The sequence below is a fragment of the Mesorhizobium sp. M1B.F.Ca.ET.045.04.1.1 genome (genome assembly GCF_003952465.1).
Classification (GTDB): Bacteria; Pseudomonadota; Alphaproteobacteria; order Rhizobiales; family Rhizobiaceae; genus Mesorhizobium; species Mesorhizobium shonense.
Genome location: NZ_CP034448.1, coordinates 7,750,862 through 7,772,956 on the forward strand (window position 1 = coordinate 7,750,862; position 22,095 = coordinate 7,772,956).

General features: G+C 59.2%; 18 protein-coding genes. 11 read left to right on the forward strand and 7 right to left on the reverse strand.

Annotated features, from left to right (window positions below):
* Positions 1–21: 21 nt before the first annotated feature.
* The 6 genes from EJ071_RS38110 to EJ071_RS40335 form a co-directional block, all read right to left on the reverse strand.
* Positions 22–738, reverse strand: a complete 717-nt coding sequence (locus EJ071_RS38110; protein ID WP_126102404.1) for a GntR family transcriptional regulator — start codon at positions 736–738, stop codon at positions 22–24.
* Between the two features lie 207 nt (positions 739–945).
* Entirely contained in the window at positions 946–2,064 is a 1,119-nt protein-coding gene (locus EJ071_RS38115; RefSeq protein WP_126102405.1) for a carbon-nitrogen hydrolase family protein, read from the reverse strand.
* Positions 2,065–2,118: 54 nt separating this feature from the next.
* Positions 2,119–3,102, reverse strand: a complete 984-nt coding sequence (locus tag EJ071_RS38120) for an ABC transporter permease (RefSeq protein ID WP_126102406.1) — start codon at positions 3,100–3,102, stop codon at positions 2,119–2,121.
* The gene (locus tag EJ071_RS38125; RefSeq protein ID WP_126102407.1) at positions 3,099–4,697 is read right to left on the reverse strand and encodes a sugar ABC transporter ATP-binding protein; all 1,599 of its coding nucleotides are present in this window, start codon (positions 4,695–4,697) and stop codon (positions 3,099–3,101) included. The genes EJ071_RS38120 and EJ071_RS38125 overlap by 4 nt, the downstream gene beginning before the upstream one ends.
* A gap of 47 nt (positions 4,698–4,744) precedes the next feature.
* Positions 4,745–5,869: a substrate-binding domain-containing protein gene (locus tag EJ071_RS38130; protein WP_126102408.1), complete on the reverse strand. Its 1,125-nt coding sequence runs from the start codon at positions 5,867–5,869 to the stop codon at positions 4,745–4,747.
* Between the two features lie 527 nt (positions 5,870–6,396).
* On the reverse strand, positions 6,397–6,936 hold the full coding sequence (locus EJ071_RS40335; protein WP_348628127.1) for a hypothetical protein: 540 nt from the start codon (positions 6,934–6,936) through the stop codon (positions 6,397–6,399).
* A gap of 376 nt (positions 6,937–7,312) precedes the next feature.
* On the opposite strand from EJ071_RS40335, the gene EJ071_RS38145 reads away from it, so the two are divergent.
* The 8 genes from EJ071_RS38145 (at position 7,313) to EJ071_RS38185 (ending at position 18,283) form a co-directional block, all read left to right on the forward strand.
* The gene (locus tag EJ071_RS38145; protein ID WP_126102901.1) at positions 7,313–9,274 is read left to right on the forward strand and encodes an EAL domain-containing protein; all 1,962 of its coding nucleotides are present in this window, start codon (positions 7,313–7,315) and stop codon (positions 9,272–9,274) included.
* A 342-nt stretch (positions 9,275–9,616) separates the two neighbouring features.
* Complete coding sequence (locus EJ071_RS38150) at positions 9,617–9,859, forward strand: DUF982 domain-containing protein (protein ID WP_126102409.1); 243 nt, start codon at positions 9,617–9,619, stop codon at positions 9,857–9,859.
* A 144-nt stretch (positions 9,860–10,003) separates the two neighbouring features.
* Entirely contained in the window at positions 10,004–12,424 is a 2,421-nt protein-coding gene (locus EJ071_RS38155) for an EAL domain-containing protein (protein ID WP_126102410.1), read from the forward strand.
* A 626-nt stretch (positions 12,425–13,050) separates the two neighbouring features.
* Positions 13,051–13,512: a phasin gene (locus tag EJ071_RS38160; protein WP_126102411.1), complete on the forward strand. Its 462-nt coding sequence runs from the start codon at positions 13,051–13,053 to the stop codon at positions 13,510–13,512.
* A 690-nt stretch (positions 13,513–14,202) separates the two neighbouring features.
* Positions 14,203–14,562 carry a hypothetical protein gene (locus EJ071_RS39005; protein WP_189521386.1) on the forward strand — a complete coding sequence of 120 codons (360 nt, stop codon included), beginning with the start codon at positions 14,203–14,205 and terminating at the stop codon, positions 14,560–14,562.
* A 216-nt stretch (positions 14,563–14,778) separates the two neighbouring features.
* Complete coding sequence (locus tag EJ071_RS38175; protein ID WP_126102412.1) at positions 14,779–16,428, forward strand: MFS transporter; 1,650 nt, start codon at positions 14,779–14,781, stop codon at positions 16,426–16,428.
* Positions 16,429–16,751: 323 nt separating this feature from the next.
* Positions 16,752–17,081 carry a hypothetical protein gene (locus EJ071_RS38180; RefSeq protein WP_126102413.1) on the forward strand — a complete coding sequence of 110 codons (330 nt, stop codon included), beginning with the start codon at positions 16,752–16,754 and terminating at the stop codon, positions 17,079–17,081.
* A 233-nt stretch (positions 17,082–17,314) separates the two neighbouring features.
* Positions 17,315–18,283 (forward strand): NAD-dependent epimerase/dehydratase family protein, encoded by a 969-nt coding sequence (locus EJ071_RS38185; protein WP_126102414.1) that lies wholly within the window; start codon positions 17,315–17,317, stop codon positions 18,281–18,283.
* A gap of 167 nt (positions 18,284–18,450) precedes the next feature.
* On the opposite strand, the gene EJ071_RS38190 is transcribed toward EJ071_RS38185, so the two are convergent.
* Entirely contained in the window at positions 18,451–18,819 is a 369-nt protein-coding gene (locus EJ071_RS38190) for a hypothetical protein (protein ID WP_245460141.1), read from the reverse strand.
* A gap of 206 nt (positions 18,820–19,025) precedes the next feature.
* Here EJ071_RS38190 and EJ071_RS38195 point away from each other — a divergent pair, with 206 nt between their 5' ends.
* The 3 genes from EJ071_RS38195 (at position 19,026) to EJ071_RS38205 (ending at position 22,092) form a co-directional block, all read left to right on the forward strand.
* A complete protein-coding gene (locus tag EJ071_RS38195; RefSeq protein ID WP_126102416.1) occupies positions 19,026–19,427 on the forward strand; it encodes a hypothetical protein in 402 nt (133 codons plus the stop codon).
* A 615-nt stretch (positions 19,428–20,042) separates the two neighbouring features.
* The gene (gene msuE / locus EJ071_RS38200) at positions 20,043–20,600 is read left to right on the forward strand and encodes an FMN reductase (protein WP_126102417.1); all 558 of its coding nucleotides are present in this window, start codon (positions 20,043–20,045) and stop codon (positions 20,598–20,600) included.
* 166 nt (positions 20,601–20,766) lie between these two features.
* The gene (locus tag EJ071_RS38205; RefSeq protein ID WP_126102902.1) at positions 20,767–22,092 is read left to right on the forward strand and encodes an LLM class flavin-dependent oxidoreductase; all 1,326 of its coding nucleotides are present in this window, start codon (positions 20,767–20,769) and stop codon (positions 22,090–22,092) included.
* The last annotated feature ends 3 nt before the right edge of the window (positions 22,093–22,095 follow it).

Sequence of the window (22,095 nt, forward strand, 5' to 3'; positions counted from 1 at the left end):
CCGACGAGCGCGGACGGGACCTCAAGAACGAGGGATGCTGCTGCGATTTGAAAGCGCGCCGCCCATCTCGACGGGTGGCCCCTCCGTCAGCCGTTTCGTCAGCTCGATTTGCGACCTCCGCAAATGGCTTGCAAGGATTCTCTCCGCCCCGGCCGCGTCCTTCTGTTCGATGGCGTCGAGCAACAGCCGGTGCTCATAGTGGGTTATCCACTCTGCGCGTGCGTTGATTGCATCCAGGAACACGCGCCGGTAATGCTGCGTGGTGTTCCAGAAACGCTCTACCATCCCAATCAGCATAGGCATGCGCGCGCCCTCGTAGGTCAGGAGATGAAACTCGCGGTCCAGCCGTAGAAACTCCTCAGGATCCTTTTCCGCCTCCATCCGGTCGAGGTATGTCCCGAGCCGCGCGACAGTCGCCGGCGAAATGTGCTGGACACTCTCGAAGATCGCCAAAGGTTCCAGACGCTGACGTATTTTGTAGGTTTCCTCCACCTCGGCGATATCGATCTTCGCCACCCATGCCCCGCTGTTGGGGACGACGACGACGAGCCCCTCGCTCTCCAGCCGCTTCAAGGCTTCCCGGATGGGGATGCGGCTGCTTCCATATCGCGAGGCGAGCGTCTCCTGTCGGATGCGGCTGCCTGGTAGAAACTCACCCGATACGATGGCGTTACGGATTGCCTCCGTCACTTCGACGCCGATGACACGCTTCTCCGAAGGTTTCTGCCCCCGATTCATTTCTTCTCGCACACTTCGCTCCCTTCATCGGGCCAAGAGAATAGGCCACCCGTTTTCCGGATGCAGCCTATGCCATCCATGGCCTTCCTGGCCCGGGACCCCGCGACGGCACAACAGATACTCCAGACGGTTGGCCGATCGGACCCACGATACAATTGGCAGGTCATATCTGTTCTCCGGCCAATCGTCGGCATTTCGAAGCTGCAATCACCCACGCTCGAGCAAAACTTCGTCGATCACCGTGTGCTTCTTTTCGCTTTCGTCGACAATGCGCTGGTTCCTTTCAGGCGTTGCCCGCGAAGGTGCGGCGGAAGCAGATTGCGGCGCGGAATACCTGAGTTCGCGGCCGAGAGGGTCGTGCAGCTGAAGACTGAAGACGTCCGGTCGGGAATAGTGACCTAGCGGATCAAACTGGGCCTTGGCGAGCCGGCGCACCGCAAAATCCAACTCGGCGACCAGAAGTCTTTCCTCGTTGATCACCGGCGGGATGATATAACCACCGCCGGGAGCAACAATCGCGCTGCCCCCAATCGCATAATCGGCATTCAGAGTCGGCCCAATCGTTTCGCGCCATTCGTCCGAAATATTCTCAGGTGGCAAGTAGGCGGAAGCGCTCAGCACGAAGTTCGATGTCTCGATCGCGTATTCGCGGATAGCCACCTCGGCGTCGCAACTAAAGGGGGGTGTCAGGTCGGCCTCGATAGGCCGCTCTCCCTTCGCAGCGCTTCCGACACGCCACAAGCCTGGCCAGCAGGCGACGTGGATCTCTTCGCCCAGTGTTGCCATCGTGTATTTGGCCAAGGTCATATGGTGTTCCCAGCAAATGAGGCTACCGACATTGCCGATATCCGTCTGATGAACGCGCAGGTCACGGCCATCGCCACGTCCATGGACAAGGCGCTCGGCATAGGTCGGCATGAGCTTGCGATGGCGACCTATCAATTCGCCTTGTTTGCTGAAGAACAGTTGCGTGTTGTAGATCGTCGAACTGCCCGGCTCATCGGAGAGTTCGTTGCAGCCCATGACGACATGTATCCGGTTGCGGCGTGCGGCCTCGGCAAGGACCCGGCATTCTTCGCCGCCAACAGAAACCGCGCCTTCGTAGAGTGCCGTGATGACCTTGGTGAAATTTACGGCTGACACATCGTAATAGAGTGCCCAATAAGGAAACTGTCCGAGATAGCATTCGCTGAAGGCTATGATCTCGGCGCCATCCTTTGCGGCATCCTCAATGGCGCGTACCGCCTTGGCCAGATTGGCTGGAGTGTTCATAAACTCCTGACGGACCTGCGCGACGGCTCCGATAACTTTTCTGGCTTTTGTCATGGTATCTGCTCCTTGGTGTTTTCTACCTGCGCCTTTCACGGACGTCCGGCCAACTTAGATTCGGCTACCGCGAAGCATTCGCGCGGCGGAGACGGCTGCGATCAGTGAAAGGCCCTGGAATATCGGCGCAACATAGAATGGGACGCCAAGCAATTGCAGGCCATTGATGCCAATGGCGACTGTAAACACGGCAATGATCGTTCCAAGTACGTTGAAGCGACCGATCTGGATGGCCGTTGCACCCAGAAAGGCCGCCGCGAAGGCGGGCAGGAGAAAGGCCGGCCCGACATTCGGATTGCCCGACCCAAGCAGCGCCGATTGGAGAACTCCTGCGATGCCGGCCAACACGCCGGCGATCACAAAAGAAAGCACCGTCAGATTGTCGACGTTGAGACCGGACAAACGCGCAGCATCCTTCGATCCGCCGATAGCGTAGAAGTAGCGCCCGAGGGGCGTGTGCTGCAGCGTATATCCGGCCGCCAGACCTACGCCGAGCAGGAAATAGGCAGGGACGGGAATGCCGAGAATGTTGCTCTGCGCCAAGAGCGGCAGCGCTTCCGGAATGTCGCTGAAGATAACGTTGCCGTCCGTGTACCAGAACACACTTCCGGTGACGATTACGCTTGTCCCAAGCGTGGCTACAAGCGCGTTGATGCCGATCTTGGCGACCAGCAGCCCGTTGATCAGTCCCACTGTACCGCAGGCGATTATGGCCACGGGAATGGCGATGCCGAGATTGAAGCCCTGAAGCGACGGCAAGCCCGTCACGAGAATGGCGCTGAGACCGAGGTTGGCGCCGACAGACAGGTCGAACTCGCCGACGATCAGTGGGAAGAGCAGGGCAATCGCAAGTATGGCTGAAACGGACTCGGTCCTCAACAGGGTGATGGCGGTACGAGGCGACGCGAACGTCCCAGGCGCGAGGATCGAGAACGCTATGATGAACACTACCATCAGAAGCGGAAGGAACAAGCCGGCATGCCGAACGGCAAATGCGCTGGATCGAGCCTTACCGGAAGTAAGCGCGGCAGAGCTCATTGCAGGGTCTCCTTAGAAAGATAAACAATTTCCGATATGCGGTTGGCTGTTTTTGTAGCGCCTGCCAGTTCCGCCACAATCGTACCCTCCGTCATAACGAGGACGCGGTCGCAAAGCCGACATAGGTCCTCGAAATCGGAATCGACGAGCAGCAGGGCCATGCCGCTCCTGGTGGCGTTGGCGATGATCTCATAGATCTCGGCTTTGGAGCCGATGTCGATACCTTGCGTCGGCTCATCCAGAATCAGGAGCTTCGGTGCGAGCCGAAGCGCACGTGCCAGGATTGCCTTCTGCTGATTGCCGCCCGAAAGCGTCGAGAACGTCGCATCGCTGTAGGGCGGGCGGATGTTGAAGCGTCGAATGACGTCGTCAGCTATCTCCCGCTCCTTCCCAGCGGAGATGCCTAGGCCGTTCCAGACCGAACCCATGTCGGGCAGCAGAAGGTTTTCCGCCACCGTCATTCGGCCGACGCCGCCTTGACCGAGCCTGTCCTGGGGAACATAGCCGATCCGGCTGCGGAGGCCGTCCGACGGGCATCCGAGGGCCAGCATCTTGCCGCCGAGGCTCACGGTGCCGGCGCGGCGCTGCTGGGCACCGAACAGAAGCCGGCCGAGCTCGCTTCGGCCGGAGCCCAGCAAGCCCGCAATGCCGACGATCTCGCCACGCCGAATTGCCAGGTCCACGGATCGGACCCGATTGCCGACGAGGCCCTTGACCTCAAGCAGGCGTTCGCTTTCGGGAACACGGTCGACCTGCGGATAATAGCTGTCGAGCGAGCGGCCGATGATGAGTTCCACCAGTTCGCGTTCGCTTAGGCCGGCGACTGGGCGGGTCGCGACGCGCCGACCGTCGCGCAAGGCGGTCACCCGATCACAGAGTTCGAGGATTTCGTTGAGGCGATGCGAAACATAGACGATACCCACGCCCTTCGCCGCGATCTCCCGCAACATCTCGAATAGATGCTCGACCTGATCGGCTGGAAGAGCCGCCGTGGGCTCATCGAGGACAAGTATACCCGGATGACCCTCGGACCGCTGCATTCCTCGCGCGATCGCCACCAGCGTGCGATCAGCCTGCGGCAGGTCGGCCACCAGCGTATCGGGATCGATGTGTTCCCCGAAGCCGGCGAGCGCCTGATGCGCCCTTTCCCTCTCGTCACGCCAGCGGATACGCCAGCCAAAGGATTTCCGGAAACCACGCGACAGGGCGAGATTTTCCGCAACGCTCTGGGTAGGAACAAGACCAAGATTCTGGTGGATGAAGCTGAAGCCGAATGAGCCAGCGTCGGAGGGTGAATAGGGCAAAGAAAGCACCCTGCCCATGACCTCGATTTCCGCGCCATCGTCCGGCTGATGGAAGCCCGCAAGGCACTTGATGAACGTCGACTTGCCGCAGCCGTTCTCGCCGACCAATGCGTGGATCTCGCCCGGCAACACCTCGAAGGAAAGATCGTCTAATATCTTCTGTCCGGAAAAACTTTTGCTGAGCCGCCGTACCGTCAAAAGCGGTGCCGTCTCAGCCGGACTGGCATGGAGAGCCATAGTCACATCATTGCTCCGCTGCTGGGCTGAAGTGCCCCGATGGAAGCCTGTCATAACCCAGAAACCGGCAGCAGAGCTGAAGGCCCGCTGCCGGCAGATCCCTACTTTGCCGCCCACTGCTTCTCGTAGAAGGGTCGAAAATCGATATCCCCGACATACGGTCCGCTGGCAGGAGCATTATCTTTGGTCAGCAACTTGGTGTGAACGCCCTCGTCGACGATCGGGGCTCCCGTGAAGAGCCGGTTAAGGGCCGAAGCCTGGCAGTAGCCGAGCCACGGCGGAGAGGCCGCAGCCGTCGCCCTTTGGAAGCCGCCCTTACGGATGATGTCAAGGTTCGGCGCGCTGGCGTCGAAGCCGATCGCGAAACCATGATCAGTCAGCCCGGCCGCCTGCAGACCCTGAATCATGAAGTAGAGTCCCGCGTCATAGGCAGCCCAAAAGACGTTGTAGTCGGGATGGCGCCGAACCAGGCTCACTGCCTGCTGCGGCACCCGCGTGGTCAGTTCGGTGATGAGGAAATTCTCCGATTCAAGGATCTCGCAGTCGCCACCGGCGGCTTTGCACTCCCCGATGAACTTATCGGCACCCTTCTGACGCGCGACGGCGATCCCGTATTCGTCACCCCGCATCTGCACTGCCTTCAGGCTGTACCCAGCCTCCTTGTACGCATAGGCGGTCATAAAATAGCCAGCGTTGAACGCTTCCGCCGTTTCATCCTTCGCCATAGGGCAGGACACGTCGATGGTACCGTCCTTGTTCAGCGACTGATAGGCGACAATTTTGATCCCCGCCGCCTTGGCTTGAGCCAGAGGCCCAGCAATCGTGACTGCGTCGATGGCCTGAAGGGCAATACCGTCGGCCTTGATGCTGATCGCCTTCTGCACGGCATCGGCCATCTTGGAAGGATCGCCGGCGCCATCGATCAGTAGCGCCTGCCAACCAAGCTTTTTAGCGGCCTCCTGCAACGCCCTTGCCGGGCCTGCGCATCCCTCGCCGCCCATTGAACAGGGCACGATCACAATCTTCTTGTCCTTGGCGGCCGCCGGACCGTCCTTCGGCGGAGTGACCAACTGCGGCGCCGACGCTTTGGATACGATCTCATCAACGCGCTTATTGAACGCGGCAATATCTTCCGCGTGGGCTGCCGCACCCATCATCAGGCACATAACTGATGTGGCCAGAGCAAATTCACGCGATGCAGCACTCGATATTCGGTTTCGTGTCATGGTTGGTTCCCCTTGTTTGAACACGACCTCTGATGAGGTTTCTTGAGAGGAATATGACCGAACTCGATGGCCACGTCAACACGTTGTATCCAATAGATCACCAAAACGGGGTTTTTCACGGAATTAATTGCGGTATGGGATACATTTCAGGCGCAACCTGGCGTCATGGGATACATTTACGCTATCGGTTGAGTCCGAAACCGCCGGCGCGCGGCTTAGCCTTTCTCGCAGCGAACGGAGTTCTCGTGCAGCCCATATTGGGCGAGACCGTTAATTTCTCCGGGGTCAGGCGGCGCGTAGAAGAGACGTTTGGGCTTGATCGGTGCTGGAGAAAGTTCGTGGCCCTGAGACCGGTTTATCAGGGCGGCGTAGGAGCGTAGCGCCGCCGCAGGCGGGATCCGGACCGACAGCCCCCGACGATGGGCGCCATATGAACGGCGCCGCCGTTCATGCAGAACAGCTGAATCTTATCCAGGCACGCCTCGGGCAGTCAGCTAACCGAGACACTCCCATCGCGGGCCAATGGACTATTGCAACAAATCGCTCCGAAGCTCCGCGAAGACACTCGTCGCAAGCCATCGCGCCCGCGCCAAGTGCGATGCCCAGGCACGATGTGCCCGTTCCGGCTCACGCTCGGGGTCTATTTTCAAGATGACCCGCGACACGTCGCTCCAATCGGCACCCTCCGTTTCCGCGACCAGCAGCGCGGCGTAGGTCGGGATCTGCGCAACATCGTAGGCCGTGACGGCGGCCTGGTCCGGCGCCTCATCATCGATCTTACGTTCGGAGGCTGGAAATTGCCCCCAGGATTCTGCCTCTAATGAAGGAGCGTCAACATAGCGGCCAATCGACCTCAAGTGCGACGCAATCTTGCTTCGTAGATGATCGCGACTGCCGTAGCGAGAGTCGATTTCCTGGAGCTTTTTGTACAGCCCTCGCCGCTTGCCACGCGGAACATCGACATCATCCATGACGAAGTGACCAGGGCCGACGGCACAGATATTGCAGCCGGTCGCGGCTACCTCTTCCACGAACGCCGGGATGTCCTTTTCTCTCATCCGTTTCATTCAACGACCTCTCCACGCGAGCCCTACCAGAATACGGGAGATTTGCAACCTTACCGTGCAACCGGCGTGCCGATTATGGACGATGCAGCATAGTGTAGATTTTCTGTGCCAGCGTGCTTTGGCACGCAAAGCCTTTGGTTAGCCGAATATAAGGCGGAGAGCGAACGGGCATAATTGCGAAAACCTGGATCAGGTTAGCTCGGCGATGACCCAAGGGAGGATCGCGTTTTCACTATCTTCGAATTTCCGAAGCCCCTTGGCTTTCCAACTGGGCTGTCCAAATTTGCGGTTGAAATTTACTTTTTCAGAATTGTTTCGGTGCTAGGGGACCGACCAATACGCAGCTGACTACTCTACCGCGGGGGAGTGAAGAGTGATGCAGCGTCTGTCTGCCGCAATGCTCGGCGACCTTCTGGCGGGAGACCTGCGTGTTTTTGGCGGGCCCTCGACAATCGAACCACTTGCCGGTCGCATCAGGGCGGAGCAGGTCAATATCGTGCTTCGCAATACGCTTCTTGGCATGCTTGCGAATATACTCAACGCGGCCACTGTTGTGATGGCTGTTTGGGGCTCGCCCGACCAAACGAAAGCCATCGTCTGGGCGAGTGTGATCATCGGCGCCGCTGGGTTTGTAGGCTTAAGAGCAAGAACATCCTTTCGGTCAGCCAAACCGAGGTCGGTGTCTCGCCGGACTACGCAAAACCTGGTGCGCAACGCCTTCCTGTTCGGCACTTGGTGGGGCGCACTTCCCGTTCTGTTCTTCGGTGGGGCAACAAGTGCCGCCCAGGTCGTCATTACGTGCCTGAGCGCGGGGATGATCGCGGGCGGCGCCGCTTCCTTTTACACGATTCCTATTGCGGCCATCGCGTATACGCTACCGATCTTCGTCGGTTCAGCGCTCGCGATCGTGTGGGTGGAAGACGCCGTCAACCTGCCGGTCGCAATCCTGATAGTGAGTTACGCCATCACGCTGTTTCGCGCAGTGCTTGCTCACGCGAGCGAATTTACCCAACGCTTAATTCTGCAAGCGGAAAGCGAAAACGCCATTCGCAGGGATGTTCTAACAAGTTTGCCAAACCGGTTCAGCTTCAACGAGCGGCTGGAAAACGCGTTGGTGGACGCAAAGCAGTTTGACCAGCACTTTGCGTTACTTTTGTTCGATCTTAACAATTTCGACGAGGTGAACGATCGCTTTGGCCGCGCAATAGCGGATGCCCTTTTGGTCGAAGTGGCTGCGAGACTTCGCAAATCGACGCGGGAGAGCGATGGCATCGCGAGATTGGATGGCGACGAATTTGCTATAATCGTCACGTGCGATACTAGGCCAGATCAAATCAGATTCTTAGCCAAACAGATCACAGATGGCATGCGCACCCCTTTCATTATTGAAGGACGCGAAATATATTGCGGGGCCTCTATCGGAATCACCTTAGCGCCCACTGATGGTTTGGATGCCAATCAACTCCTGCGGTGCGTCGACACCGCGCTACACAGGGCCAAGACACTGGGCACGGGTTCCATCCAGTTTTTCAGCGCAAACGACGATGAAGTTGCCACAAGGCGCCATGCCCTTGAACGAGATCTGGCATCTGCGCTCGCCAGCGACCAGCTTTGGCTTGCATTTCAACCCTTTCTGGATCTCGGGAGCGATCGCATTCGAGGTTTTGAAGCGCTTCTGCGGTGGCAGCATCCGACCCTTGGCGCGATCCCTCCCTCGGAGTTCATACCTATCGCTGAAGAAACGGGTTTGATTCATTCCATCGGACACTGGGCTGTCAAAACGGCTTGTTTGGCGGCTGCGCGCTGGCCGCGCGACTTGCGGGTCTCCGTCAACTTGTCGGCGGTGCAGCTTAAGAACAAGGTCTTGCTAGATGGAATTTTAGAGACCTTGGCTGAAGCCGGCTTGGAGCCGCGGAGATTGGAGGTCGAGATTACAGAAAATGTTCTGATTTCGAATTTTGAAGAAACAATTTCGTTATTACGATCATTAAGTTCGTTATCCGTAACAGTTGCTCTTGACGATTTTGGTACCGGCTATTCATCACTCACTTATCTTCGTAAATTGCCTCTTTCGCGGCTCAAGATCGACCGATCTTTTGTCCAGGATTTGCTCACCGATGCGGACTGCGCCGCGATTGTGAGATCATTGGTTGAGTTGGCGCATGAGCTTCGAATTGAGGTAACGGCCGAAGGCGTCGAAACTTCTGACCAGCTCGACTATCTGCGCCGCGTCGGATGTGATGAGGTTCAGGGCTATTTAATCGGGAAACCTGTCCGGGTTGACGACATTCCTGGCATTGCTGCGAAGCCGTTTGGTCAGAAGCAGGTACTTCAATAGCAAGACCGGCACCTTGGCGGCGATGGTCTGGTTGTCTCGAATCTCGACGAGTACCGCCGCCTCGCTCAGGGAGGCTGAAGGCCGCAAATCCTTGTGCAGGCACTGGGAGTAGCCCTGTGACGAAGCATCAGTTCGAGGTGATCGCGTCGGTCGAGCGGCGCCGGCGCTGGTTTCGGGAGGAGAAGAAGCGGCTGTTCGCAGCGACGTTTGAGGCTGTGGCCAGGCGCGGGGCACGTCGAGACGGCATTGCGTCGAGATTTCACGATCGCAGCGGGAAAGCGCTCGGCTCGGGAAGAAGACGAGCTGAGCCTATTGCCGCATAGTCGCCTTGGCGGCGCAGAGATGACCGGCTTGAGCAGATTTGGGAGGCGGGTCGTTGTTCAGGTTAGCCGCCATAGCTCAGAGCGCATCGTGTTCGATGTTAGTGATGCAGTCGCTATCCTGCTGCGTGATCTTCATCGTCAGACCGAGAAACGGAAGGCAGCGATGGACGCCTGTCTGCAGGTATTGCGTGGTGAGGCCCATCCACCAGCCGCTCGAAAAGCTTTCGCTGCAGCCGCGCTTGAAGCAAAGATTGGCGATTAGCCCTTGCGCTGGATCTCGATCTCCGCCGGAGACTCGTCGACCGCAAGCGCCAGCTCGAAGCGCATGTTCCGCTTAAGCGCTTTATTCAAGTTTTGGCCGTAGATTTCTCCCCAGACGGGTGATCATCCTGCCTGGGGGAAAAGCATGTTGAAAGTCTACACTTGCATTGCGACGCAGCATGATCTGCGTCTGGTTGCGCTGGCGGCCTTCATCTGCGCCCTGGCCTCTTTCACAGCTGTGAATCTCCTCCACCATGTCGGGCGCAGTGAAAGCGAAATGCGACGGGTCTGGCTAGCCGTCGCCGCGATCGCCACCGGCTTCGGCATCTGGGCGACGCATTTCATAGCCATGTTGGCATTCCAGCCCGCTGTGTCGAGCGGCTATAACATCGCCTTGACGATCGTGTCGTTGCTGGCCGCGATCGCGTTGACCGGCACCGGTCTCACGATCGGCATCTCGCCGCGCATTCCACATGGGCGCTGGATCGGCGGTGCGGTCGTCGGGGGCGGCATCGCTGTGATGCACTACACTGGCATGGCCGCATTCGAGATCGAGGGCCGCGTCGTCTGGGATGTGCCGCTCGTCGCGGCCTCAATCATTCTTGGTGGGCTGTTCGGCGCGACCGCATTGCCGGTTGCCCTTCACTCGAACACGGTCAAGTGGAAGGCGCTGGGCGCGGTCGTGCTGACGGTAGCGATTTGCAGCCACCATTTCACGGCGATGGCCGCCGCCGCAATCATGCCAGACCCGCGCATTGTCATTTCCGCGGCGGCGTTGCCGGCGGACTGGATGGCAACTGGCGTAGCCCTCGTTTCAATCGTCATCATCCTTTTGGCCATCATCGGCCTCGCCCTCGATGTGCGTGATCTGCGTCGCGCTGGCGAGGCAGCGCGTATGCAGGAGCTGGCCGACGCGGCCGTGGAGGGGCTGATCGTGTGCAACGAAACCGATATTGTGGCAGCCAATCGCAGTTTCGCCGCGCTTGCCTGCGTGGACGGCACTCAGCCAGCCGGCCGCCCGCTCGCGTCCTTCTTTCCCGCAGTTTCCCAAGGCGAGCTCACGAGCACATCGCAAACGCCGCTGGAGGTGGGGCTATGCGCGACGGACGGCAGTACGGTCCCGGTTGAACTGATCCGGCACAGCATGGTCTATGCCGGCAAGCAACACCATGTTCTTGCAGTGCGCGATATTCGCGGGCGCAAGCGGGCGGAGGAGGAGATCCATTTCCTTGCCCACCACGATCCCTTGACCAAGCTTCCAAACCGCACGAGCTTCAACGAAAAGCTCGAGGCTGAGTTTACCACGCATCGCAGCGCTGAGCGGTGCCTTGCCGTCCTCTTCCTCGATCTCGACCGCTTCAAGGAGATCAACGACCTCTTCGGCCATCTCGTCGGAGACGCCGTGCTGCAGTGTGTAGCCGAGAAGATCAGTGGCGTCCTTAAGCCAGGGCAGATGGTTGCGCGCTTGGGCGGCGACGAGTTCGCTGTGATCGTTCCCGGTCTGCCGAGCGCCGCCTATGCAACGCGCACCGCTGAAGCCATCCTGGACGCATTCAATGACACGGGGGCCAACCTGCCCGCCGGCGTCACCATCGGCACCAGCATCGGCATTGCTGTGTTCCCGAACGATGCACCCGATCGGGAGACGCTTCTGAGCCATGCCGATGCCGCGCTCTATGAGGCCAAAATGCAGGGGCGGGGCGTCTACTGCGTTTTCGAGCCGTCCATGGGTGAGCATCTGCGCGATCGTCGCCAGTTCGAGCACGACGTCCGTCATGCGATCTCGCGCAAGCAACTGCGCCTCGTCTATCAACCGCAGGCGGAACTCCTGTCCAACGAGATATTCGGTTTCGAAGCGCTGCTCCGGTGGGATCATCCGGAACGCGGGGCCGTTCCGCCGGCAGCGTTCATCCCGATCGCGGAGGAGTGTGGCGCCATTCTGAAGATCGGTGAATGGGTGCTGCGGACCGCCTGCGCCGAAGCGGCAAGCTGGCAACAACCGCTAGCAATCAGCGTCAACGTTTCGGCCATGCAACTCCATGGCGGGAATTTGCCCAAACTGGTCGGGGCGATTCTGAAAGAGACCGGTCTCGATGCGTCCCGCCTCGAGCTGGAAATTACCGAAACTTGCCTGATCAAGGATATCGGGCGCGCGCTCGCCGCGCTGCGCCAGCTCAAAAGCCTTGGGGTCCAAATCGCAATGGATGATTTCGGCACCGGATACTCGTCCCTGTCGAACCTGCGGGCCTTCCCTTTCGATAAGATCAAAGTCGACCAGTCTCTAGTGCGGGCAGTGGATAGCAGCGATGAGGCGGCTGCCGTCATGCGTGCGGTCTTTGGGCTCGCTCGAGGCCTCAAGCTCCCGGTCCTGGCTGAAGGCGTCGAAACGGACGCGGAGCTGACCTTCCTGCGGCAAGAGGCCTGCGATGCGATCCAGGGTTACCTGCTTGGCCGACCCTGCCCGATTTCCGACTTCGCTCAGCATACGAGCCGCAAAGGCGGGATGCCCGTTTCCCGACGGCTGGGCAACCAAGAACTGCGCCTGGTCAAGAACAGCGCGGCCTAGTGCAGAAGCGGGTCACACGTTCGTACTCGCGCGTTCGGGGATGGGTGCATTGTTGCTCAGGTCAGGCGCGAGCGGAGGTCGCTATCGGGTTCGACCGTGGTCATGTCCGAAATACGCGATAAGTTTCGGATACCTGGCCTGGAAGCCTATCGTTCAACTCGTCCTGCGCACTCGATGCGGCCGTTCGCGACAGGCGCTGGCACGCTCCGAAACACAAACCCCCATAGGCGCTCGTTTACGGCTCGCGGGTTCCTGCATCTCGCGCCACCGCAAGCGCACCGGAAGGTGCTCGCAGCGCCTTCCGGTGACTGCAGCCGTCGGTGCATTCCGCCAAGAAGGCCAGCTGTATCGGTCGCGCGCCCGAGACAACGTAACACCTAGCGATGTCAACGGAAGGAAGCGCCAATAGTCCAAGACTTTCTTTTGGAAGCTCCCGATCTTCGCGTGCCGTAACGAGAAGGCCCTGCGCCTGCTGGCAGCCCTTCATTGGCGACCCCGATTTGGGCAACGCCGGGCGTAGCCCGCTCTCGCAATTTTCATGTGGGCTTCATAAATCCGTTGCGACGGTTTCGTACCTTCAGGAGACGGCTTTGTTCTGAGGCCCTCCCTGGAAAAGGAATGGAAAAATGTCCAAGCTCCCTGGCAAGACCGAAACGAGCGAAAACTTCGAATCCCCCGCCTTCGACCCGTCCGCGGCTACCGAGCAAGTTCGCGCTGTTGTCGACCATGGCCTTGAGCAGTCGAAGCAGGCACTTTCCAAATTGAGTTCGGACGCCGAAACGACACAAAGGGCTTTCGAGTCGACCTTTGAAACAGCCACGACCACCGGCAACGAGGTGTCCCTGAAGATGATTGCCGCTCTGGGCGCCAATACCGAAGCCGGGTTCACGCACCTTGAAGCGTTGGTTGCCGTGAAGTCGCTGTCTGAGTTCATCGAATTACAGACCGCTTTCCTTCGCGAACAGGTGGAAAAGTTTGCCGAGCAGGCCAAGGGTTTCCAGCTTGTGATGATGAGGGCTAGCGAGGACATGTCCAAGCCGATCAAGGATGCCTTTGAGAAGGCTTTGAACGAAAGCAGGGCCGCCTGATGGTTGCGTTGCAAATTTTGGCAGGGTGGCCTGCTGCCGGTTTCGTGGACACCGAGATAAGGTGTTTGACGGAACTGGAGAGTGGGAAGCGCTGGCTAGCGCCAGCCCGGTCGTGAGCGAACACCTTGCAGGATGGGTTCCCCATAGCCGTGCAGGATAGTCATGCCGCGACGGATACCCGTTTGGCGGCATGGTCAGGCAATGGATGCCGCTGCCGCCCTTGGCAAATTCTGGGAAAACAGGATCGACTACCGTCAAGCCTTCTGCACGGAGTTTTTGGACCACAGACTGGTTGTGCCTGGCTAATAGCTAGACGTCATCACCCGATCGTGCCTAGGGAGGTGACGTTACAGCCAAGATTCATCGCCTCCTTATAGGTAATCCTCCAAAATAGGTAATCCTCCAAACTACGCCACGCTCCGACTGCCATCGACCCATATGTCGCGGCCGGCAGGGCGCTCCCGCAGGTGAACGAGCACCGCAACTTCCCAGGCGCGCAGATCGATGTTGATACCATCCGGGCGTACACGCAGCCGCCATTTGCGGGTCATGAACGCGAGCGGCACCTGCGCGGGCAGTTTCCGGCCGTGTAGAGCGCACGCAGATGGTCAACTGCCCGCAGAACCGGATCATCGGGACGAAACGACCGGAAAGAGAACACGCCGAACATGAGCCTGCCCAGCTTGCGCAATGATTTTGCCGCTCAACGAGCTCGTCGAACTCGTCGCTGCGATCAGGGCGCACGACAGAATTGGCTCCCGCCATGCTGGCGATCAACCCGTCCCAGCCAAGGGAAGTTGCGATCGCGGATGCGAAACTGGTGTTGCTTTCACGGGCAGACAGAAGCGCCGCGCAGCCGAGCTTGAGATGATCGCGTGCCACCCCATCGAGAACGTCAGCCTTTTCAGGCGGCGCTCCTTTCGGCTGATTTCGGCCTTGCGACGGTTGCTGCCGATCAGCTTACAAAACATTGTCGACCGCAAGATCGGCGATCGCTGCTTGCCTTTCGATGACGAAAGCGGTCAGCGTGGCGTAGTGACGCTCGGATGAAGCATGCTGAGTCAACGACAAGCACGAATCTGGGCTCCACCCAGGTGATGTCTTCGAAGGCAAGGTGAGCCGGCTCGGGTCTGGGTCTCGTCTGCAAAATACCTGTGGCCGCATTCGTCGGAGGCAAAAGAGTTTCTCTCAATTTTGCCAGCCGCCACGGTTCAGTCGAGATTACATGCGAGACGGCCGATAACGGAAAGCAAAGGCTCGCAAAAAATGAGTAGAGTGGCTGGATCAGTTGAAGATTTGGCTGCGCCGACGACGTTTGCGCCCCTCACGCAGCCGACCTTTCGTTCGATCTGGCTCGCCACGCAGGTCTCTTCTCTCGGCTGGTTGATGCAGACTGTCGCCATCAGCTGGCTGATGGCGACGATCTCTACTTCCGATCTGATGGTTGCGCTGGTGCAGGCTTCATCGAACCTGCCCGCTTTCATTTTGTCCGTCTTCGCCGGAGCCCTCGCCGATAATTTCAGCCGTCGCCGGGTCATGTTCGCCGGCAGATGCCTTATGGTGATAGCGTCTGCGATGCTGACCGCGGTTGTGGCGCTGGGCTTTGTCAGTCCGTGGATGATCCTCGGCTTCAGCTTTCTCATCGCATGCGGTGGCGCTCTCAACGATCCCGCCTGGCAGGCTTCGGTTGGCGATATCGTTGATCGACGCGATATTCCGGCTGCCGTGACCCTGCTCTCCGTCGGTTTCAACACCGTCCGAACCGTCGGCCCGGCGCTCGGCGGCATCGTGGTAGCCTCCTTTGGGCTTTTGGCAGCTTTTACCGTGACCACCCTCACCTATCTGGTCCCTCTTGCTACCATATGGCGCTGCAAGTGGAAGGTTCGCTCCTCACCGCTTCCACGCGAGTCGATGAGGACGGCGATCTATGACGGGCTGCGCTTCACGGCGATGTCTTCCGAAATCAAGGCGGCGATCGCTCGCGGGACCCTGTTTGGGCTGGCGAGCATCGCCATTCTCGCGCTGCTGCCGCTGGTTGTCCGTGACCAGCTGGGCGGAGGACCACTCGCCTATGGCACGCTGATGGCCGGCTTCGGGACAGGCGCCGTCTTCGCCGGCATCTCCAACAGCACATTCAGACGGAGCTTGTCGCAAGAACGGCTGATGAGGCTCTCCTGCATCGCCTGCGCGGCATGCTCTCTTTCCCTTGCCCTGACCTCTTCGATTGCCGTAGCCGCAATTGCGCTCGCCTTGGGCGGCGCGGGCTGGGTCACCGCCTGGTCCGGAGTTGGCGTGAGCGTGCAGCTGGCGAGCCCGCGCTGGGTCGTGGGGCGCACGATTTCAATCTACTACGCCTTGATAGACGGCGGCATCGCGGCCGGCAGTTGGGTGTGGGGCACTGTCGCCGAGAACCATTCATTGACCTGGGCGCTTGAGGGTTCTGCCGGTGCGCTTTTGCTCGTCGCTGTAGCCGGCGTTCTGTTTCCGCTGCGCGAACGCCACGATTCCGAACCCGATCCCTTGGAGGCATTCGACGCTCCCGCTGTCGCTCTCAATTTGAAGCCGAGAAGCGGCCCGATCGTGGTCAAGGTCGAATACCTGATAACCGAGAAAAATGTCGAGGCCTTCCTCGACCTCATGCGGCAGCGCAGGCATGTCCACAGCCGCGTCGGTGCTCGCAACTGGACGCTCCAGCGTAACCTTCAGAAGCCTATGCAATGGACGGAGACATTCCGCACGCCGACCTGGACGGACTACCTTCGCCTCAACCATCGTCTCACGGAAGTAGACAAGGAACTGGACGAGCGTGTCCTCCAGTTGCACGCAGGAGAGGCAGCGCCTCAAATGACGCTTTCGATTGAGCGGCCGACAAGCTTTCCCCGCAAACGCGCAATCCTCCCACTTCCCCGTCATTGAGGCCTGACCGGCACATCAGGGCACCAGCGATTTTAATATTGGCGCTCAAATGGTGTGGGGCGGCGCGGAAGAACCACCGGGATTCGATGGTCAGCGACGCAGATCTACAACAGGCGGTCTCGCACGCGTGGTTCCCAATATCCTGTGTCCGCCACAGAAAGCGAAGACCAGTTCCATCCGGCAGGATCTGGTTTCTACAGCGGTGCCGAAAGCGGACACCATCAGCGTGCGTGCTGGATGTGGAAAATACGTGAGGGCGGGTGGACGAAGGCACGCGATGGGCTTAGACGACGTTCGCAATCCCCCAGGTCCGCCGAGAGCACATGAAGCAGCAGCGACCCTTTGTCGTCGAGATCAAACAGAAGCGGGGCCTCCTGAAGCGACCAGAGGCGATATGGGCGGGCATCGACCTGGCCGCTATCGCGAACGATGTCGCCAAAGCCAACACGAAAGGTGCGGTCGCTGAGGCAGCGCCGCAGCCGATTGATCCTGGCAAAGATGTTTCTCAGCCGGTGTTCACCACCGCTGGAGTAGTATCCGACGCCAACAACATGATCATGCCCGACATATCGCTTCCTGAGCCCGCAACGGTTGAGGAAGCTCCGGTTCCGGATGCATCGCACGCACCGCCTCGCCGCAGGAAGCGGTGTTAAAAAGATGTTCCTCTGCCGCGGTAGGTCGACTGCGCCACGATTGAAGCCGCCGTGCCGAACTGTTGCATGACAAACGAAGGAAAAACGCTGAGCCTGGAATAGACCAGCACGGAACTATCGCCGCGTGCTAATTTTTGAATTTGAAGTTCCTTAGCCCGCCTCGCTGATCGGCCTATCCTCAATCGAAGCGACGCAGCCGCGGGTCCACAATCAACGCCATCGAGAGACCTTTGATGACAAAGCGCGCTTTGGTGATTGGAGGCTCTGGTTTTGTCGGGGGCCATTTGGTTCCCGCACTGCTCCACGACCAATTTCACGTCAGCGTGCTAAACCGTGGGAATAAAGTCACGGTAGGCGCGGAACAATTGACGGCGGACCGTACCGACGGTGATCAGCTCTTTCAGATCTCTCAACAGGTGCCCGGGTTTGACGTCGTCATCGATACGTCTTCTTATAATCTCCAAAGCACAAAAACCGCCTGGGATGCCTTTTCTGGCGTGACACAGCGCTGGATTCACCTTAGCAGCGCGGCTGTCTACAAAGAGACACCAGGTAGATGCCCTGCCGAGGGCGACCCTATTGGTGGAGCAGCAATATGGGCGGACTATGGTTTCGAAAAGGCCGCCGCTGACGCATTTCTCACAGACCAGGCAGAACAGCTCCCGGTTACAATTTTTCGTCCCCCTTATCTGTATGGGCCAGGCAATGACAACGACCGGGAATCGTTCATATGGGCGCGCTGCCTACAGCGGCGGCCGGTCGTAATCCCCAAAAACGGTGAAACGCGGATCCAGTTTCTGCATGCCGAGGATCTCGCTGACATTATGGTCCACGCTTCGGCGTCAGCAGCGCGCGGCGCGCAGGTATTCAATGTCGCAAGTGAGGAACGCGTGAGTTTGAGGGAGTGGGTCAATTTAGTCGCAACTGCTGCCGGCTTCGCTGATCCCGGTATTCTCGCCAGAGATCAAGCTGATGACTATATGCCGCGTCAGTATTTTCCATTCCGGGATTATCCCTGCTGCGTCGATGTCCAATTCCTGATGAAGAGCTTTGAATGGCGGCCGCGTCATGGCCTATTCGACGGATTTCGTCAGACATTCGAAACACAAGACATCCAACATTTGGCGAGTAAGCCTCTCGACAGCGAGACAGAGAAGACGATTCTCGCGCGGATACAAAGCTGCGATCTAACCCACCTCTGACGCTGGAATTATGGCTTGACATGCAACCTTCCAAATAGGGTTGGCGGAGGTACCTGGGCATCGGATCACCAGTGATTTGCTTGCCAAAGGCGGGTTTCAATACCACCATCACGTCGCATCTGAGCCGCGGGGAATTTGGCCGCCAGGTAAGAGCAGAGCTGAACCGTCTAGAGCCGGCCGAAATGACCTGAGCTCCGGAGCTTCGCCAGCAGGATGCTGGCCGTTCCGCGGCAGTCAACCCTCGCTTGCTCACTTAGCGGAGACGCATTCCAGGCAGCCAATTCTGCCACCAAAGGGGTGGTGTCTCCGTTTATCGACGCGCATCTGAGTTGTCCGTTCCTCCCCATCACGATTATTGCTGTGCTGGTCACGCCATATCCGATCGCAGCCATCCGCTCGACGCAGGTATCGCCGTCGATGCGAACATCGAACAGAACCGACCCTGCGGTTTTTTCCGCGGCGTCAGCTACACGATCACCGAACGGTCGATTGAGGCCGCCCTCGATGTTGCCGAGTGACTGCTCAAACAACGCCAATTCAACATGCTCCGCCACCATGGCTGCGAGAGTGCGCGCCGGCCGGCGCAATCGGCAAGACGCCAGCGCTGATTATCCACACGCCAGGCATTCATGCGCCAACGGAGGCCGCCGTTCTGGTCAGGCACATTTTTCGCACGTCGGAGAGACCTTGTAGGATTAGCTACTACTCATATGCTATAGGCAATTGGTGAGGGGCCAGTTCCATGAAGCAGTTGCTAAGACACATCGCATTGGCGTGGCTTGTGCTGCCTGGCGATGCAGACGCCCATGATTGGTATACGGGCAAGACTGATCCCGTTCTTCACTATAACTGCTGCGGAAACAAGGATTGCCACCCGATCGATTCCAACGACGTCAGGATGGCTAAAGACGGCTATTTCGTCAGGCTGCCGCGCCCCGCTTACTTGAATGGGCCCCAGGAAGCAGAGTGGTTTATCCCCAGAGAACGTGTCCAGACCTCGCCTGATGATCGATACCATATCTGCGAGCGTCTGATGACGTTTTATCGAACGATCACTCCCCATATGCAGTTCGAGGCCTATCACAGATTCAGGTGGACGTGCTTCTTCGCGCCGATGGGCACTGGTTCAATCCAATCGGAATGAGATCTACTTCCAGCTTTTGATCCACTACCAATCGCTCGGATGCGGATCTACCGTCGCTGCCTTCGGGCGCGTGCAGGCGTGGCTGCAGCGCAAAAAGCACCCTCGTACGCCTCTTTCTGAGTCGCGTCAGCCTCCGTTCCGAAGGAACGGCCAGTAGGCGGTTGAACGACCAGATCTCCAAAACCTGCTGGATGGAATTTCCAGGAAACGTTGGCCGGCTTGGCGGCGGATGCAGCACAGCCGTCATTCCATGCCGCACGGCTACTCGTTTTCCCCAGCACGATCGCCGGGAGCGTGCCGCCGCGTCGCCACCATGTGGTCTGCCCGCCGAAGAACAACAAAGAGAGGCCGGGCCGCGTAACGGCCTCCTGATCAGATCCGATCTGCTCGCACGCTTATGCCAATCACGCTGAACATGTGCCTGCGTAAAGTGTCAAATTGGTTGAGCGGCAGGGGCCAACCCGATGCTTCCGGTCAGCATCGAATGACCCCATCATAGCCGACGTTCCGCAAACTCCATCCGATTGTCGGCTTCTTTTTGAAATCTGCTCCCTCTCTTAATTCGGCTAAGTCGATAGAGTTTGGTGATACAGACCGTTATGAAGGGGCCGGCAAATGTCGAGCAAGTTCGTGTTAGGAATATCGGGTAATCTTACTCGCCCTTCAAAGACAAGGGGGTTTGTTGACCACATAGTCGGACAAGTAGCGAAGAAGATTGGCGCGTCCTCAGCTACTTTCGACATCCAGGATTTAGGCCCTTCCTTTGCGCACTCCAAGCGGCTTGGCGACCTTGACCCTTCGGCCCGAAACATCGTCGAGCAATTGTTGAGCGCCGCTGTCCTGGTGGTCGGCTCGCCGACGTTCAAAGGCAGCTACACTGGACTGTTCAAGCATTTCTTCGATCTGCTGGAGCCACCCTCGCTTAAAGGAAAGCCAATTATCCTTGCGGCGACTGGCGGCGGAGAACGTCATTCCCTCGTCGTGGAACATCAGCTTCGGCCGCTCTTCGGCTTCTTCGAGGCATTGACCATCCCGACAGGCATCTACGCCTCCGACCGGGACTTCGCCGATGGCGTCATCATATCCGAAGCCATCCGCAACCGCACGGAACAAGCCATATTCGAAGCGTGTCGGCTGGTCGCAGAGACGGGCAACGTCAGCCTGGCCGCCTAGGCATTGTTCGGCCGAAAAGGACGGCGCCGGCAACTTGTCAGCCACGCCGCCGAATCCGCGCCGATCGTCCGCTCCGGTAAAGCGCCGTGCTCCTCGTGAATTGTCATCGTTGCTGAAAAGGAGACTGAAGGTGAGCAAGGTTGGGAAGCTGCGGCTTGGCGCCTTTATGTATCCAGCTGGCCACCATGTGGCGGCATGGCGCCACCCGGGCACCGCTGCGGATGCGACGACGAACCTCAGACAGCGCATCGCATTTGCCAAGGCGGCAGAACGCGCGAAGTTCGACCTGATCTTCCTGGCGGATGGGGTCGCGGCCCATACGGATGATCTCAAATCCCTCTCCCGGACCGACGAATGGGCCGTCGGCTTCGAGCCTCTGACGCTCCTGTCGGCGCTTGCCGTGGTAACGGAGCGCATCGGTCTGGTGGCAACAGCCTCCACCACATTCAATGAGCCGTTCAACCTGGCCCGCAAATTCGCCTCGCTCGATCAGATCAGCGCCGGCAGGGCCGGCTGGAACCTCGTGACCTCGTCCAATCCGCTCGAATTGGAGAATTTTGGCAATATCAGCCAGTTCGCGCATCAGGACCGCTACGCACGGGCGGAAGAATTCGCTGATGTCGTGCTCGGCCTATGGAACAGCTGGGAGGATGACGCCTTCCTGCGCGACAAGGATAGCGGCCTCTTCTTCGACCGGGATAAACTGCATATCCTGGGGTACCGCGGACGGCATTTCCGGGTGCGCGGACCGCTGACGGTCTCGCGCTCGCCGCAGGGTCATCCGGTCGTCGTCCAGGCCGGCTCTTCCGAGGCGGGCAAGGAGTTGGCGGCCCGCACCGCGGAGGTCGTCTTCACCGCCCAGCGGACGCTCCCGGAGGCGCAGAGCTTCTATGCCGACCTCAAGGGACGGCTTGAGAAGTATGGCCGCCATCCCGATGATTTAAAGATCATGCCGGGCGTCTTTCCAGTGGTCGGGCGAAGCGAAGCCGAGGCCCGCGAAAAATTCGAGCAGATCCAGTCGCTGATCCATCCCGACGTCGGGCTGGAGCTGCTGTCGAATCTCTCCGGTGGTGTCGATCTTTCCGCCTATCCGCTCGACGGGCCGCTGCCGGACCTGAGCGAGACGGAGCGCGGCAAGAGCCGCCAGCAATTGATCATCGATCTCGCGCGGCGAGAAAATCTCACCATCCGTCAGCTCTACGAGACTATTGCCGGGGCGCGCGGTCATTGGCAGCTCGTCGGGACGGCCGAGACCATCGCGAACGAACTCGAAGAGCGCTTTAACAAGGGCGGCGCCGACGGCTTCAACATCATGCCGCCGACCGTGCCCGGCGGGCTCGACGATTTCATTGAGCTGGTCATCCCGGAGCTGCGCCGGCGCGGCCTGTTCCGCACCGAATATGAGGGCTGCACCCTTCGCGAGAACCTCGGGCTGAAGCACCCCGCTCATCGGGCCCCTCACCGCGAGCCCGGCAGCCAGGCGGCCGAATAACCG

Bases quoted from the DNA above. Each gene is read 5' to 3' on its own strand.
- EJ071_RS38150 (WP_126102409.1), top strand. From the start codon at position 9,617: ATGACCGGCTTGAGCAGATTTGGGAGGCGGGTCGTTGTTCAGGTTAGC.
- EJ071_RS38180 (WP_126102413.1), top strand. From the start codon at position 16,752: ATGAAGCAGCAGCGACCCTTTGTCGTCGAGATCAAACAGAAGCGGGGC.
- EJ071_RS39005 (WP_189521386.1), top strand. From the start codon at position 14,203: ATGATTTTGCCGCTCAACGAGCTCGTCGAACTCGTCGCTGCGATCAGG.
- EJ071_RS38195 (WP_126102416.1), top strand. From the start codon at position 19,026: ATGAAGCAGTTGCTAAGACACATCGCATTGGCGTGGCTTGTGCTGCCT.
- EJ071_RS38115 (WP_126102405.1), bottom strand. From the start codon at position 2,064: ATGACAAAAGCCAGAAAAGTTATCGGAGCCGTCGCGCAGGTCCGTCAG.
- EJ071_RS38125 (WP_126102407.1), bottom strand. From the start codon at position 4,697: ATGACAGGCTTCCATCGGGGCACTTCAGCCCAGCAGCGGAGCAATGAT.
- EJ071_RS38145 (WP_126102901.1), top strand. From the start codon at position 7,313: ATGCAGCGTCTGTCTGCCGCAATGCTCGGCGACCTTCTGGCGGGAGAC.
- EJ071_RS38110 (WP_126102404.1), bottom strand. From the start codon at position 738: ATGAATCGGGGGCAGAAACCTTCGGAGAAGCGTGTCATCGGCGTCGAA.
- EJ071_RS38155 (WP_126102410.1), top strand. From the start codon at position 10,004: ATGTTGAAAGTCTACACTTGCATTGCGACGCAGCATGATCTGCGTCTG.
- EJ071_RS38120 (WP_126102406.1), bottom strand. From the start codon at position 3,102: ATGAGCTCTGCCGCGCTTACTTCCGGTAAGGCTCGATCCAGCGCATTT.
- EJ071_RS38160 (WP_126102411.1), top strand. From the start codon at position 13,051: ATGTCCAAGCTCCCTGGCAAGACCGAAACGAGCGAAAACTTCGAATCC.
- EJ071_RS38205 (WP_126102902.1), top strand. From the start codon at position 20,767: ATGTATCCAGCTGGCCACCATGTGGCGGCATGGCGCCACCCGGGCACC.
- EJ071_RS38185 (WP_126102414.1), top strand. From the start codon at position 17,315: ATGACAAAGCGCGCTTTGGTGATTGGAGGCTCTGGTTTTGTCGGGGGC.
- EJ071_RS38130 (WP_126102408.1), bottom strand. From the start codon at position 5,869: ATGACACGAAACCGAATATCGAGTGCTGCATCGCGTGAATTTGCTCTG.
- EJ071_RS40335 (WP_348628127.1), bottom strand. From the start codon at position 6,936: ATGAAACGGATGAGAGAAAAGGACATCCCGGCGTTCGTGGAAGAGGTA.
- msuE (WP_126102417.1), top strand. From the start codon at position 20,043: ATGTCGAGCAAGTTCGTGTTAGGAATATCGGGTAATCTTACTCGCCCT.
- EJ071_RS38175 (WP_126102412.1), top strand. From the start codon at position 14,779: ATGAGTAGAGTGGCTGGATCAGTTGAAGATTTGGCTGCGCCGACGACG.